This window comes from Gluconobacter sp. P1D12_c (assembly GCF_018812105.1).
GTDB classification, from domain to species: Bacteria; Pseudomonadota; Alphaproteobacteria; order Acetobacterales; family Acetobacteraceae; genus Gluconobacter; species Gluconobacter oxydans_A.
Genome location: NZ_JACSIQ010000009.1, coordinates 1 through 13,704 on the forward strand (window position 1 = coordinate 1; position 13,704 = coordinate 13,704).

Annotated in this window: 9 protein-coding genes and 2 tRNA genes; 3 read left to right on the plus strand and 8 right to left on the minus strand. The window is 56.7% G+C overall.

The genetic code is table 11. The features are described from left to right. Window positions 1-336: 336 nt before the first annotated feature. From KP705_RS10945 to KP705_RS10975, 7 genes are all read right to left on the minus strand, one after another. Complete coding sequence (locus KP705_RS10945; RefSeq protein ID WP_215764443.1) at window positions 337-6,348, minus strand: DUF4011 domain-containing protein; 6,012 nt, start codon at window positions 6,346-6,348, stop codon at window positions 337-339. 125 nt (window positions 6,349-6,473) lie between these two features. Continuing rightward, window positions 6,474-6,890 (minus strand): ATP synthase F1 subunit epsilon, encoded by a 417-nt coding sequence (gene atpC / locus KP705_RS10950; RefSeq protein WP_046900215.1) that lies wholly within the window; start codon window positions 6,888-6,890, stop codon window positions 6,474-6,476. Between the two features lie 5 nt (window positions 6,891-6,895). Then, complete coding sequence (gene atpD, locus KP705_RS10955; protein WP_046900216.1) at window positions 6,896-8,359, minus strand: F0F1 ATP synthase subunit beta; 1,464 nt, start codon at window positions 8,357-8,359, stop codon at window positions 6,896-6,898. Window positions 8,360-8,380: 21 nt separating this feature from the next. Next, window positions 8,381-9,268 carry a F0F1 ATP synthase subunit gamma gene (locus KP705_RS10960; RefSeq protein ID WP_215764444.1) on the minus strand — a complete coding sequence of 296 codons (888 nt, stop codon included), beginning with the start codon at window positions 9,266-9,268 and terminating at the stop codon, window positions 8,381-8,383. A gap of 9 nt (window positions 9,269-9,277) precedes the next feature. Beyond that, complete coding sequence (atpA, locus tag KP705_RS10965) at window positions 9,278-10,813, minus strand: F0F1 ATP synthase subunit alpha (protein ID WP_046900218.1); 1,536 nt, start codon at window positions 10,811-10,813, stop codon at window positions 9,278-9,280. After that, entirely contained in the window at window positions 10,813-11,385 is a 573-nt protein-coding gene (atpH, locus tag KP705_RS10970; RefSeq protein WP_064274294.1) for an ATP synthase F1 subunit delta, read from the minus strand. The genes atpA and atpH overlap by 1 nt, the downstream gene beginning before the upstream one ends. Window positions 11,386-11,826: 441 nt before the next feature. Next, window positions 11,827-11,900, minus strand: a tRNA-Gly gene (locus KP705_RS10975). A gap of 174 nt (window positions 11,901-12,074) precedes the next feature. On the opposite strand from KP705_RS10975, the gene KP705_RS10980 reads away from it, so the two are divergent. From KP705_RS10980 to nusG, 3 genes are all read left to right on the plus strand, one after another. Further along, window positions 12,075-12,151: transfer RNA gene (locus KP705_RS10980), tRNA-Trp, on the plus strand. Beyond that, entirely contained in the window at window positions 12,124-12,468 is a 345-nt protein-coding gene (secE, locus tag KP705_RS10985; protein WP_308267426.1) for a preprotein translocase subunit SecE, read from the plus strand. The genes KP705_RS10980 and secE overlap by 28 nt, the downstream gene beginning before the upstream one ends. 9 nt (window positions 12,469-12,477) lie before the next feature. Next, window positions 12,478-13,008: a transcription termination/antitermination protein NusG gene (gene nusG, locus KP705_RS10990; protein WP_046900219.1), complete on the plus strand. Its 531-nt coding sequence runs from the start codon at window positions 12,478-12,480 to the stop codon at window positions 13,006-13,008. A 78-nt stretch (window positions 13,009-13,086) separates the two neighbouring features. Here the strand turns inward: nusG and KP705_RS10995 are convergent, their stop codons facing one another. Next, window positions 13,087-13,701, minus strand: coding sequence for a membrane integrity-associated transporter subunit PqiC (locus tag KP705_RS10995; protein WP_215764445.1), 615 nt, complete (start codon window positions 13,699-13,701; stop codon window positions 13,087-13,089). Between the last annotated feature and the right edge of the window lie 3 nt (window positions 13,702-13,704).

A 13,704-nucleotide genomic window follows, 5' to 3' on the forward strand; every position in this document is an offset into this window, starting at 1 on the left:
GTCTAACACTTCGACACTCAGGTCTCAGGAAAATAATCCCAAAACCAGCAGCACCAAAACGCCGCCAACATATCCCTTCCAATTCCATATTCAATTTTCAAAGATCAGCATCTCAACCAACCCCGCCAGACCCTCGAAGAAGGCCCCGCTGCGTCGGTGAACGGGCTTATACGGCCCACACCCATCACTGTCAAACAATCATCACACAACACTTATCCACAACACTAACCCACAGATTTCCTGAACTTTTCCCCCTTACACACATTTTCCATTCACAAAACAAAACTAAAAAAATCAAAAAAAACGCCAGAAAAATCATCTGGCGTCCCTTTTTCCTTAGTTTTCTATGTTTGCCGCCGCAGAAAGCCATGCGCCGTGGAAACGCAGCCTGCTCGCCGCCCCGATACGCCCTAATCCGCAGGCTTTTCGCATCTCTCCGATGCCCTCTTCTTCTCCCAAGCCCCGGTCCTGCTGCTTTCTGGCCAGGGCGGTAAGAACCGACATCGGAACCTGAGCAGGATCAACACTCTCTCCAGAGTCTCGCTTCAAGACGGTCTCAGGATCGCAGACAACGTCTTCTGTTTCCCAAAAGAACGTTCCAGCGTCTTCGGTAGTTTTTCCCACGCCATCAGGGATGGCTGTAAGAACTCGCTCCCGGATCTGTCGTCCCGCCCGTGCGAAACCATGTTGTCTCGCGATTTTCTGGATTAGGGCCGTTTCATGCAGAACCCCCTTCTCACAAAGAGCCTGCTGAATCAGAGACTGCAGAACCGGCAGATAGTCATCATCTGTGAAACGCGCCGCATCTGGCTGGGCCGATAATGCCTCTTCACTATCGTCCTCCGGAGTAGAGGGAGCACGCACAGCATCGCTCGTGTCATGAGGGACAAACCCCGCGTAGAGAGATGGCTCTTCTACGAAAGCGCTTTCAGTCTCCGGCACTTCCTGGACCTCAGTATCTGGCTCCTCGACCGGAAGACTAAGTCGACTTTCTCTTACGGCTTCCAATCTCAGCTTCAGGGCTTGATCCAGACGTTCCACCTCGCGGTTCGCATTCAGCCACCAGTCAGTCGACCAAACACGGAAAATCGCCCAGCCAAGATTTTCCAGAACGGCCTGACGCAGTCTGTCGCGATCACGCGCGGTGGCACTGCGATGGTAAGTCGCGCCATCGCACTCGACGCCCGCAAGAAAGCTTCCGGGCATGTCCGGGTCCACCACGCCAAGATCAATCCGAAAGCGGGAGACACCTATCTGGGGACGAACATCCCATCCGCGCTGACGCAACAACGCCGAGACTTCGAGTTCAAAGCGGCTTTCTTCTTCTCCGACTGACCCTTGATGCAAACCGGCAAGTGCACCTGCACCGTGCTCTGCAAAAGTCAGGAACTTCCGAAGATGCAGTACACCTTCTGCAGAGCTTCTGGACGGATCGATCTGTTCAGCACGCAGAGAACCAAAAACAACCAGCTTTTCACGCGCCCGCGTCACAGCGACGTTGAGGCGTCTTTCACCGCCCGCACGATTCAACGGCCCAAACGAAACGTAAGGCGCCCCTTTTAGCTCCGGCGCATAGGTGAGGGAAAAGAACATCACGTCCCGCTCTTCTCCCTGCACATTTTCCAGATTCCGAATTAGGACAGGTTCCGGGCACTCTTCGCTAAAGAACGGCACCAGCGAGGAATCCTCCATCTGGGCCTTTTCCAGCAGATCAGTAATCAGTGTCTGCTGCTCTCCGTTGAACGTTACGACGCCAACGGATTTCTCTCCGGCAGTCTTCAAATGCCTTACAACAGCATCCGCAACAGCTCTGGCTTCTGCGGGATTGGTTCTGCTGCCACCTCTCTGGTAGTTGCCCCCCTCCACAAACCGGAAGGAAACGGCTCGATCCTGCGTCACGTTCGAGGGGAACGTGATGAGGTCGCTGCCATAATACTGACTGTTGGAAAACGCGATCAGGCTCTCGTGCCGGCTGCGATAGTGCCATTTCAGCGTAATTTCCGGCACACCAGCCGCACGACACTCATCGAGAATGGACTCCATATCGCAGAGTTCACCGTCGTCGTCCTCATTCTCACTTCGCGCAAAGAAGCTGGTCGGCGGTAGCTGCTTGGGGTCTCCGACCACGATCACCTGTCGGCCACGTCCGATGGCCCCGATGGCATCCCATGTCGGGATTTGCGAGGCTTCATCGAAAATGACCAGATCGAACGGCTCACTGTCCGGGGGGAGATATTGCGCTACGGAAAGAGGGCTCATCATGAAGCAGGGCGTAAGCGCTCTCACCGCCCGTGGTGCAGCAGCAGCCAACTGACGAATCGGCATATGCCGGGCTTTCTTCTGCGCTTCACGATGAATCATCACATACTGTGAGTCCTGCCGCCGCACGTCCTGAGCGGGAATATTACCTGAGAGCCTTGCCCGGATCAGACGCCCTGCCAGACTGGCAGCGTCTCCATCCCAGGTCTTGAAGCGCTCGATCTGTTCTTCATGCGCTGCGGCAACGAAACCGCGCAGTCGTGGCTGCTCATCAACGGCTGCTGCCAACCACCATCGGGCATAAGCGGCAGTCAGAACGGATTGAAGCTCTTTCGGAGCCACGCGCTCTGCCACAAGGGCCTCTACTAACGGACCCAATCCCAGACGCTCAGCTGTGTGACAGGCCTTTCGCCACGCACACCAGTCCCGCAGATTTTTACCCTGCTCAAGCCAGCCAGTCAGATGTTGAGACAAACGCAGCAGCCAGTCTTCGCCATCTGGCTCGATTGCAAGACAAGGACTTCCCGCCAGGTCGGCCAAAAGGCTCAGGCTTTCCTCAGCAGCCGAAAGTGCCTTCCTGAACCCCGCAATTTTCAGACCTACCGGACCACTCTCTGCAAGAAGATCACGCCCTTCTGTCAGCAGCTCCCGGATATGCCGTCTCACAGAGAGCAATCCTGCGAGATCCGAGACGCAGCTTGCCAATGCGGCGCGAATCTCAGCTCCCCAGAGCAGAGCGGCTTCGATCTTGCCAAAATCGGTCGTCACATCACTCCAGAGAGAACCGACAACCTCTCTATGAGGGGCTCCCTTCAGGTCGCGTTCCAGCGCAGACAGCTCCAGAAGCCGGGACAGCTCATCACTCAAGTCGTCCGGTAAGACGCTTTTCGCACTCGCTTCAAGTCGGCGGCGTACAGCTTTCTGAGCACTCCTGCGCGAAAGAAGCCATTTGTCTTCGGAGTCCTTCCACTCACGATGCAAGTCTTCCAACGGGAGTGTTTTCGCATCACTCCAACGCACAGCCAGCCCCTGCTCCAGAGTGCAATGACGTGCAATCCGTTCTTTTTCCGCAAGAACAACCTGAGCCTTGTCGTGCGCATCTTCGGAAAGGGCCCATGCTCCCCAGGCCGCTTCCGGCCGATACAACAGAGCACAGAACGACTGTAGTCGATGGAGTTGAGCCAATGATCGGTCAGTCCCAGTCAAACCCAGTACGCGGCACAGATCGTCCGTTGCTTGGGACAGCGCATCGAGCTGCCCTCTCAAGGCCTGACTCTGCTGAAGGATCTGATCCTGCCAGCGAGACGTCCACTCTTCCTGCTCTATTCCCAACAACTGAGGCGACAGGGCATCCCGTCCGAAGCGCTCATAGAGTCCCGCCAACAGACTGGCTGCATTCCTGAGCGACTCCCAGTCTGCTTCCGCATGGGCGTCTGGAGCTGACCATTTCAGAGCAAGCGGATAAGTGCCGTTACGATCGGCCTCCAGAACCACGCCTATGGCCTGATAGGGAGTCCATCCGTTGCTCCACCGCTTATGCAGATCCTGCACATAGGCATTCAAATCCTGGCGGACGGCCATCAGACGGCTTTGGGCCGACGTCCATTCCGCTGTTGAAAACTCTTCCCTGACCAGTTGAACCTGCTGAAACTGTTCCAGCACTGCGCCGCGCCCAGCCTGAGGCGAAAACAGATCCAGGCAGAACTCACTCAGCCCTACAGAACGCAGACGATTCCGTACGACTTCCAGCGCAGTTCTTTTTTCTGCGACGAACAGGACCGTCTTACCCCGTCCCAGCGTATCAGCGATAATATTGGCAATCGTCTGGCTTTTGCCGGTTCCAGGCGGACCGATCAGGACGAAATTTTCACCCGCTGCCGCCCGAGCTACGGCGGTTAATTGGGACGAGTCAGCTTCCATGGGACAAAGCAGGGACGCCTCGTCCAGAGCGTTATCCAGCGATTTCTGCCCCTCGAACAAAGCCGTGGGGAAACCACTTCCGGTGTCATCAGATTCTGAAACCCCATCCAGCAAACGACTGGCAACCGGGTTAATACGCAGCGCGTCCCGTCTTTCCTGCAAATCCTTCCACATGAGGAACTTGGCGAAAGAGAGGGTCGTCAGGCTGACACGTTCCTGCACTTCCCATTGCGGGAGCTGACGGATTTTTGCGCGGAAAATGTCAAAGATGCGCGCAACGTCCAAACCAGCTTCATCCTGAGGAAGCTCTCCTTCAAGTTCAGGAAACCGCATGGCGAAATCTTGTCGAAGAACTTCCAGAAGACTGCCATTCACCCGACTTTCATCGGTATGCGCGCGCAACCGGAATGGAGCGTTAATGCTGCTACGTTCCAGAATAACGGGGACCAGAATCAATGGGGCTCTCGCCTTGCAATCCCGCCCACGAGGTTCCCACACAAGTTCTCCCAGAGTCAGGAAAAGTGTGTTTGCCCCGCCCTCCTGCGCAGCCGCACGAGCCTTGCGATAGATTTCTGTAAGAGCGGACTGTAAGCCAGCTTCATCCCTTGCAACCAGTAGCTCACCGTGCTCCAGAGCCTCTGCGGCAATAGCCCTGTGCTGATCGTCATGATGACGCTGCTGATGAAGCACAGCACTTCTCGGGTCAGACCCATCCATCAGTTCGGGACGGGCTCGCAGCCTGAGCGCTGGTTTCCGTTCCCCTCCCCGCATTTCTGCCAGACGGTCTTCCAACCTTCCCGTATCTGCACAGCAGATCTCGATGATCTGCTTCTCAGAGCGTGGCAGGTTCAGAAGGCGGCTTCGGCCTGAAATATCCAGTAGCCGCTTACACCAGCGATCCAAACGGGATTCCGGTGTCTCTTCGTTTTCATGGTCTCCGAGTTCTTCCCGAAGATCAGGCGCTGCTTTTAGCTGAGGCGTGGCAGAGGTCGCCACGTCATCGCTCTCGCCCGGATCAGTATTAGGCACAAGCGATGACAACGGCCGAATGCGGCGCAGTCGGGCGCGGTGGACGTCTATGACCTCTTCAAATTTCGAGTCTTCACCATCATCCTGAAGCTGGGCAAGCCCACGCTCACATGCCTTTGCGAAATCCGGGCAAGACGCTGCCGTTACAAGCGTTGTCTCGAACACACAGACATCATCAAGGGCTACCCTGTTCCGCAATCCAGGCAGATCCTGAATGACTGAGGTTCCAGACTGCTCCCGAGATAGCCATAGACCAGAAAACGCATGACCTTTGAGCATGATCAGTAATGGCCGCAAGCCAACAGCCTCAAGACAGGACGCAAACAGTAAGGCTGTATCCAGGCAAGTCGCCAGTCGGTCTTCCACAATCTGAGTGGGAAGACGCATCCTCTGGCCAGCCTCCACAAAAGAGGCCGGGGGACTGACATACGTAATGTTCAAGCCAGCGATTGCGCACCAGATCGCCTGTGCCTGTTCCCACGCCCGCTTTCGACCACCTTGGTATCCTTCCAAAGAGCCACTGTGGCCGGCCTCCTGTAGAAGAAGAGAAGCTGAACGAAGAATTTTTGCGACAGCAGGATCATTTGGTAGAACGAAGGCAGCAAGCAGATCGGGCAGCCCCTGTAATCCGCCCCATTCGCTCCGGCAGCGGACAGTCAGAGGAAGAACGCGTTCGAGAAGCGTTGCCCGCGCACCATCGGGCTGTATCTCCGAAACTGTAAAATGAACTTCAGCGCGCGTTGCTTCACTCAGCGAGGCGAGATAGGCGCCATCCAGTTCCACATCGAGGCGCTCTAACGCCCGAAACTGTCCCATTCCGAGAGACTGGAGCCGCCAGGAGGTTGTTCGGAGCACACCGGGCTTGGAATGCAGCGTAATCTCGACATCTGAGAGATCTCGATCTGCAAGATTACGAACCGCAAGCTCCAGCAAAACTGGGACGCTGTTTTCCCAGAGAGCACTACTGACGCTCTCCCGAACGACAACTGTCAGCTCGATGATATCTTCTGCAATCGGTTCAGGTGTCGCGCCTTCTTCCCGCTCTGCGTCTACTACATCCCCTGCACATTCGATTGCCTCTACAGAGGCGAGATCAACGCCCTCGGACATAATTTCAGTGTCAGGGGAAGAGTCCGTCATTACGCGCCACCATCACTTGGTAAAGTCTGGACGGCAGCATACAGGAAGCTTGCAGACAAAGAAAAACCCACCCAGTCAACTGACCGGATGGGTTCTTTCTCTTTTCATAGATGCTGCGTTCAGCCTCAGACTGAAGCAGGACCTTCAACAGCTTCCAGTTCAGCGCGAACGCTCTGGATTTCACGGCTGAGACGGTCATGCGCATCAGTGTCGTTCGGCTCGATCTGGGCCCATGTGGTTTCCAGATCCCGCAGACGATCACGGGCATCATCCGCAGACAGCTCGCTCATGAGCTGAGCAGAATCTGCCAGAATGGTGCAGTGTTCTGCGCCCATATCTGCGAAACCACCGCCCACGAAATAACGGTCGACGATCTTGTCGCCTTCATACAGGGCCACAACGCCACCACGCAGCTGAAGCATCAGCGGTGCACGGTCCGGCATGGCTGCAATATCGCCCTCCATGCCCGGGACCACCGCCATGTCGACCTGACGGTCAACAAGGCGCTTTTCCGGGCTGACGATCTCGATGCGTAGGGGCATCAGGATCAGGCCTCCTGCTTCATCTTCTCGGCCTTGGCGATGGCCTCGTCAATGTCGCCAACCATGTAGAACGCGCCTTCTGGCAGGTGATCGTATTCACCGTTCACAACAGCCTTGAAGGAACGGATCGTGTCTTCCAAAGCAACCAGCTTGCCAGGTGCGCCGGTGAAGACTTCAGCCACATGGAACGGCTGGGACAGGAAGCGCTGGATGCGACGTGCGCGGCCAACGATCTTCTTATCTTCTTCAGACAGCTCATCCATGCCCAGGATCGCGATGATGTCCTGCAGACCCTTGTAGGTCTGAAGCGTCTGCTGAACCTTACGAGCGATGTCGTAGTGTTCCTGACCGACGATCTTCGGGTCGAGCGAGCGGGACGTGGAGTCCAGCGGATCAACAGCCGGATAGATGCCCATTTCTGCAATCGAACGGTTCAGAACCGTCGTGGCATCAAGGTGAGCAAAGGTCGCGGCAGGTGCCGGATCGGTCAGATCGTCAGCAGGGACGTACACGGCCTGAACGGACGTGATGGAGCCCTTCTTGGTGGACGTGATGCGCTCCTGAAGGGCACCCATTTCCGTTGCCAGCGTCGGCTGATAGCCCACGGCGGACGGAATACGGCCCAGCAGAGCGGACACTTCCGAACCAGCCTGCGTGAAGCGGAAGATGTTGTCCACGAAGAACAGAACGTCCTGACCTTCTTCGTCACGGAAATATTCTGCGAGTGACAGACCCGTCAGAGCAACACGGGCACGTGCTCCCGGCGGCTCGTTCATCTGGCCATAGACCAGAGCAACCTTGGAGCCTTCCGTGGAACCGTCTTCAGCGATCTTGATAACGCCAGCGTCCTGCATTTCGAAATACAGGTCGTTACCTTCACGGGTACGCTCACCCACACCTGCGAACACGGACACGCCACCGTGTGCCTTCGCGATGTTATTGATGAGTTCCTGAATAATAACGGTCTTGCCAACGCCTGCGCCACCGAACAGGCCGATCTTGCCGCCCTTCAGGTACGGGCAAAGAAGGTCAACGACCTTGATGCCTGTTACGAGAATTTCGGACGCAGCAGCCTGCTCCTCGAAGGACGGAGCCTTACGGTGGATCGGGAAATACTTGTCACTGACGATCGGACCACGTTCGTCAATGGCTTCGCCAATGACGTTCAGGATACGGCCAAGTGTAGCGGGGCCAACCGGAACCATGATCTGCTTGCCAGTGTCACGGACTTCCGCGCCACGGCTCAGGCCGTCCGTCGTGTCCATGGCAATGCAGCGGACCTGACGCTCACCGATTTCCTGTGCAACTTCCAGAACAAGCGTGTGATCGCCGTTCTGAACATGCAGGGCGTTCAGGATATGCGGAAGATCGCCTTCGAACTGCACGTCAACAACCGGGCCACGCACCTGCGTGACACGGCCGACGACGTTATTTGCAGTCGGGGCAGAAGGGTTAAGAGTCTCAGACATCGGTTCGTCTCCTGCGTGATCTCAAACGGCTTCTGCGCCGGAGATGATCTCGATCAGTTCATTGGTAATGTTGGCCTGGCGCGTACGGTTGTACTTCTGGGACAGACGGTCGATTGCCTTGCTGGCGTTCCGGCTCGCGTTGTCCATAGCCGTCATCCGTGCACCTTGCTCACCTGCTGCACTCTCCAGCAGGGCAGAGAAAATCTGCACCTGAAGATTGCGTGGCAGAAGATTGGCCAGGAGCGTAGCCTCATCGGGCTCGAATTCGTATTGGGCAGCCTCGGCAGGCGCTGCATTGTCATTTTCCGCAACAGACAGAGGCACCAGCGGAAGCTGGATGGCAATCTGCGTCATCGCGTTGACGAAGCGGTTGTAGATCAGCGTGCAGCGATCAATCTCGCCGGCTTCAAGCATGGCGACAATCTTCTTGCCCACATACTCAGCCTTGTCGAAACCGACGTCACGGCCTTCCGTCCCTGCCATGCGCTCAACCACCAGATCCGGATATTCCTTTGCAAGAATATCAGCACCCTTACGGCCAACCGGCAGAAGACGCACTGTCCGCCCCTCATCCCGCAGCGTGCGGATCAGCTGACGTGCACTCCGAACGATGTTGGCGTTAAAGCCACCCGCCAGACCACGATCCGAAGTCAGGACCACCACAAGATGGACCTGATCCTTACCCGTACCGCCCAGCAGCGTCGGCAGGCTGGACGCATCAGCGCCGCGGCTTGCCGCTGCCAGTTCCGCCATCATGCGGCCCATGGCCTCGGCGTAGGGACGAGCCGCCTCAGCCTGGGACTGGGCGCGTCGCAGCTTGGATGCTGCGACCATTTTCATGGCGTTCGTGATCTTGCGCGTCGATTTGACGCCCGTGATCCGACCGCGCAGTTCCTTCAGCGAAGCCATGGACTATCCTCAGGCTGCAAAGCGCTTACCGAAAGCTTCGAGCAGCTCCTTGAGCTTGCCTTCCGTCTCCGGCTTGATCTGACGATCGTTGCGGATAGCCGTCAGAATGCCAGCGCCAGCGCCACGCATTTCAGTCAGCAGTGCAGCCTCGTAGGCCACGACCTTATCCACGGCGATCGGATCAACATATCCACGGGTACCAGCGAAAAGAACAACAACCTGCTCTTCAACCGGAAGCGGGGACGTCTCAGGCTGCTTCAGCAGCTCGACCAGACGTGCACCACGATCAAGCTGCTTGCGCGTTGCAGCATCCAGATCGGAAGCGAACTGCGAGAACGCAGCCATTTCACGATACTGAGCCAGCTCAAGCTTGATCTTGCCGGCAACCTGCTTCATCGCCTTGATCTGAGCGGCCGAGCCCACACGGGACACAGAACCACCGACGTTCACAGCCGGACGGATACCCTTGTAGAACAGGTCCGTCTCAAGGAAGATCTGACCGTCGGTGATGGAAATCACGTTGGTCGGGATGTATGCAGCCGTGTCACCAGCCTGCGTCTCGATGACTGGCAGAGCCGTCAGAGAGCCGCCGCCGTTGGCATCAGACATCTTGGCTGCACGCTCGAGAAGACGGGAGTGCAGATAGAACACGTCACCCGGGAAAGCTTCACGTGCCGGCGGACGGCGCAGCAGCAGTGACATCTGACGGTATGCAACAGCCTGCTTCGACAGGTCATCGTAGCAAGCCAGAGCATGCATGCCGTTGTCACGGAAATACTCACCCATAGCGCAAGCCGTGTAGGGTGCCAGATACTGCATTGGTGCAGCATCAGAAGCCGTAGCAGCAACAACGATGGAATACTCCATCGCGCCCTGCTCCGTCAGCGTACGAACTAGGTTTGCAACCGTGGAGCGCTTCTGACCAACAGCAACGTAAATGCAGTAAAGAGACTTCTTCGGGTCGCCTTCAGCATTGACTGGCTTCTGGGCCACAATGGTGTCAACCAGGATCGCCGTCTTACCGGTCTGACGGTCACCAATGATCAGCTCACGCTGGCCACGCCCGATCGGAACCAGAGCATCAATAGCCTTGATACCCGTCTGCATCGGTTCGCTGACCGACTGACGTGGCATGATGCCTGGAGCCTTCACTTCGGCGCGGCGATATTCCACGTCCGTCAGCGGACCACGACCGTCGATCGGGTTACCAAGGCCGTCAACAACGCGACCAAGGAGCCCCTTGCCAACCGGAACTTCAACAACGGACTTCGTGCGAAGAACCGTGTCACCTTCACGGATTTCGTCGCCATCACCGAAAATCACGATACCGACGTTGTCGGCTTCGAGGTTCAGCGCCATGCCCTTGAGGCCAGAGCCTTCAAACTCGACCATTTCGCCAGCCATGACATTCGTCAGGCCGTAAACACGAGCAATGCCGTCACCAATCGACAGGACCGTGCCCGTCTCGGAAACGGTCTCGACCTTGTCGAAAGACGCGATCTGCTGCTTGAGGATGTCCGAAATCTCAGCGGGACGGATATCCATCACGCGGCTCCCTTCATGGCGTTCTGCAGGCGAGTCAGGCGCCCGGCGATCGAAGTATCAAACAATGTAGAACCGACACGTACAGTCATACCGCCGATCAGGGAGGCATCTGTACGTTCGATCATGGACACGCGGCTGTAACCCGCTTCGGCCAGACGGCCCTGAAGCTGGCTGCGCTGCATGTCAGTAAGAGGCTGAGCGGAGCGGATTTCTGCAACGGTTTCGCCGCGGAGGCTCGCATCAAGGGCCAGCACGCCGTCCAGGATAGAAGCGAGATCAGCAAGACGGTGGTTCGCAGCAATCACGCCGACGAAGCGACGGACGGCATCTCCGAAACCGAGTTTCTCGGTCAGGGCACCAGCAACCTTGCTTGAGCGATGCGCATCAAGGCGGGAGTCCGCAAGGAACGTCCGCAGGTCAGCACTCTGGGAAATCGCATCGCGAAGTCCCCGAACCTGAGCCAGCACATCAGAGAGCGCTCCCTGCTCTGAGGCATAATCGTAAAGCGCTCGGGCATAGCGTTGAGCCAAGCCACCTGTGGGTCCCATCTGCGGCACCTGTGTCACCGTCACACGCGTGTTCCGTCTCACTTTTCCGCCGCAGGATGCGGCCGGAACCGGCTTATCCGGTCCCTTGCTTCCAAATCCGTTGGGATTCAGGCACACACGACCCTACGCAGGATTCGTCTGAACCCGGTCCTCCACTTGGCGCCGCCTCTAGCACGTCCCCATGATCCAGTGCAACCGAGGCAGAGCTACAACCTTACCGCACAACTCAATTTTTCAGTGTAACACTGCTTTTTGCAGGCAAATTCTTCATTCCCAATAAAACAGTCAAGGCGCATGCTCGCTTGCCGCTGTGAGGCCGAGACAAAATGCCGACACCGGGCAAGAGAGTTGCGGAGTACGCAGTCAGCTCACAGGAACTGCGGCCAGACGCTTGGCAGAGCAGAAAAGGCAATAAAAGTGGCCAGCCCGGCTAGTCGCTTGGATCAGTTTTTTTGGGGAACCTGCTGGAGCGGGCGAAGGGAATCGAACCCTCCTCAGAAGCTTGGAAGGCTACTGCATTACCACTATGCTACGCCCGCCCTTAGGTTGCCGGTGTCATACTCCATTCTTCAGCACCCTCGCAAGAGGGGGAATGCCAGAAATGAAAAATATGAACCTAGATGCTTATGGGTACTTGACTTTCATCCCTGAACATTATCTTTTCCGCCCCACTGTCGTTGGTGTATCACAGTCTTTGTGGTACCCCCGATGATAGGGGCGTAGCTCAATTGGCTAGAGCGTCGGTCTCCAAAACCGAAGGTTGTGGGTTCGAGACCCTCCGCCCCTGCCACCCCGCTTTACCGGATAGCTTTTCCGGCACCGGGACGCGGATTTTCATTTGATTCGAGGACGATGGTGTCGGTCACTACCCCGAAAGACGAGTCGCGTAAGACGGCGCCTCATAAAAACGGATCCGGCTTCAATCTGGGCACGTACATCAAAGACGTGCGCAACGAAGCCAAGCGGGTTACGTGGCCTACACGTCGTAACACCCTCATTACGACGGGTGCGGTGCTTGCCATGGTTACCGTGACCTGCATCTTCTTCTTCATCGTGGATCAGGTCATTGGCCTGGGCGTCCGCGAGCTGTTTGGCGTTGGAGGCTAGGTCCGCAGCATGGCAAAACGTTGGTATGTTGTGCATGTCTATTCCGGGTTCGAGAAAAAGATCGCGAGCCACATTCAGGAACAGGCTGCACAGAAGGGCTTATCTGACCATTTCGAGCAGATCCTTGTCCCATCGGAAGACGTGACGGAAATGCGCCGGGGCCGTAAGGTCAATTCAGAGCGCAAGTTCTTCCCCGGCTATGTTCTTGTGAAGATGGAACTGACGGATGATGCATGGCATCTCGTCAAGGATACCCCCAAGGTCACCGGCTTTCTGGGAACGCGCAATCGCCCAACCCCGATTACAGCTGCAGAAGCAGACCGGATCATGAAGCAGGCTCAGGAAGGTGTGGAACGTCCACGTTCTGCCCTCACCTTCGAGATCGGCGAGCAGATCCGCGTTGCAGACGGCCCGTTCACGTCCTTTACGGGCATGATCGAGGAAGTCGACGAAGAACGTCAGCGCCTCAAGGTCAGCGTTTCCATCTTCGGTCGTTCGACCCCGGTGGACCTGGACTTCACGCAGGTTGAGAAGCTCTAATCTCTTCTGCTGAGACGATATGAATAAAAAAAGGCTCCCATTTGGGAGCCTTTTTTTATTGCCTCGGGGTAGTCCCTCTTACCGGCTTGTAGAGGGAAGTGATCGCAGCCGGTAAGCCGCGTGATCTGCGAGAACGGACAGCCCCTGACTGAGAGATGCTACCAGCTTACCGGTGTTCAGCTGCGCACTCTCAGGAGATTGCCAGCTAAATGCTTCAGTCAGAACCGGGCCAATCATCTTCTGGGCAGGATGAACGGATACAGCACCAGTGATAAGCGCATGGCCAGCCGCATCGGCTTCGAAATTCCGGATTGTCACCTCTACATAAGCAGAGGGTGTCGTAGTTACCGCATCTCCCTGCGACACGACAGTTGTCCCCGGAAGACGCTGCGACAGATCAGTCGTCAATGTCTGGGCTATCATATCAGGAAGCGCTTCGCTCCAGCTATCGCCAGTCGCCAATGTCGTCTGGTAATCGCGATTCTGGCGGACAATAGTATCCCGATCGAGGCGAGAAGGAACAGCAGGCGTTCGGACTTCCACGACAACAGGACCACCCGATTGGACCATCCCGGATACAGGTGCCAGCGTATACAGTTTGGGATCACTGCTACAGGCCGTCAGTGAGACTGCAAGACCAAACATGCATCCCATGGACAACAGGCGCATACGAAGAGGCGAATATTTTGCCATGGG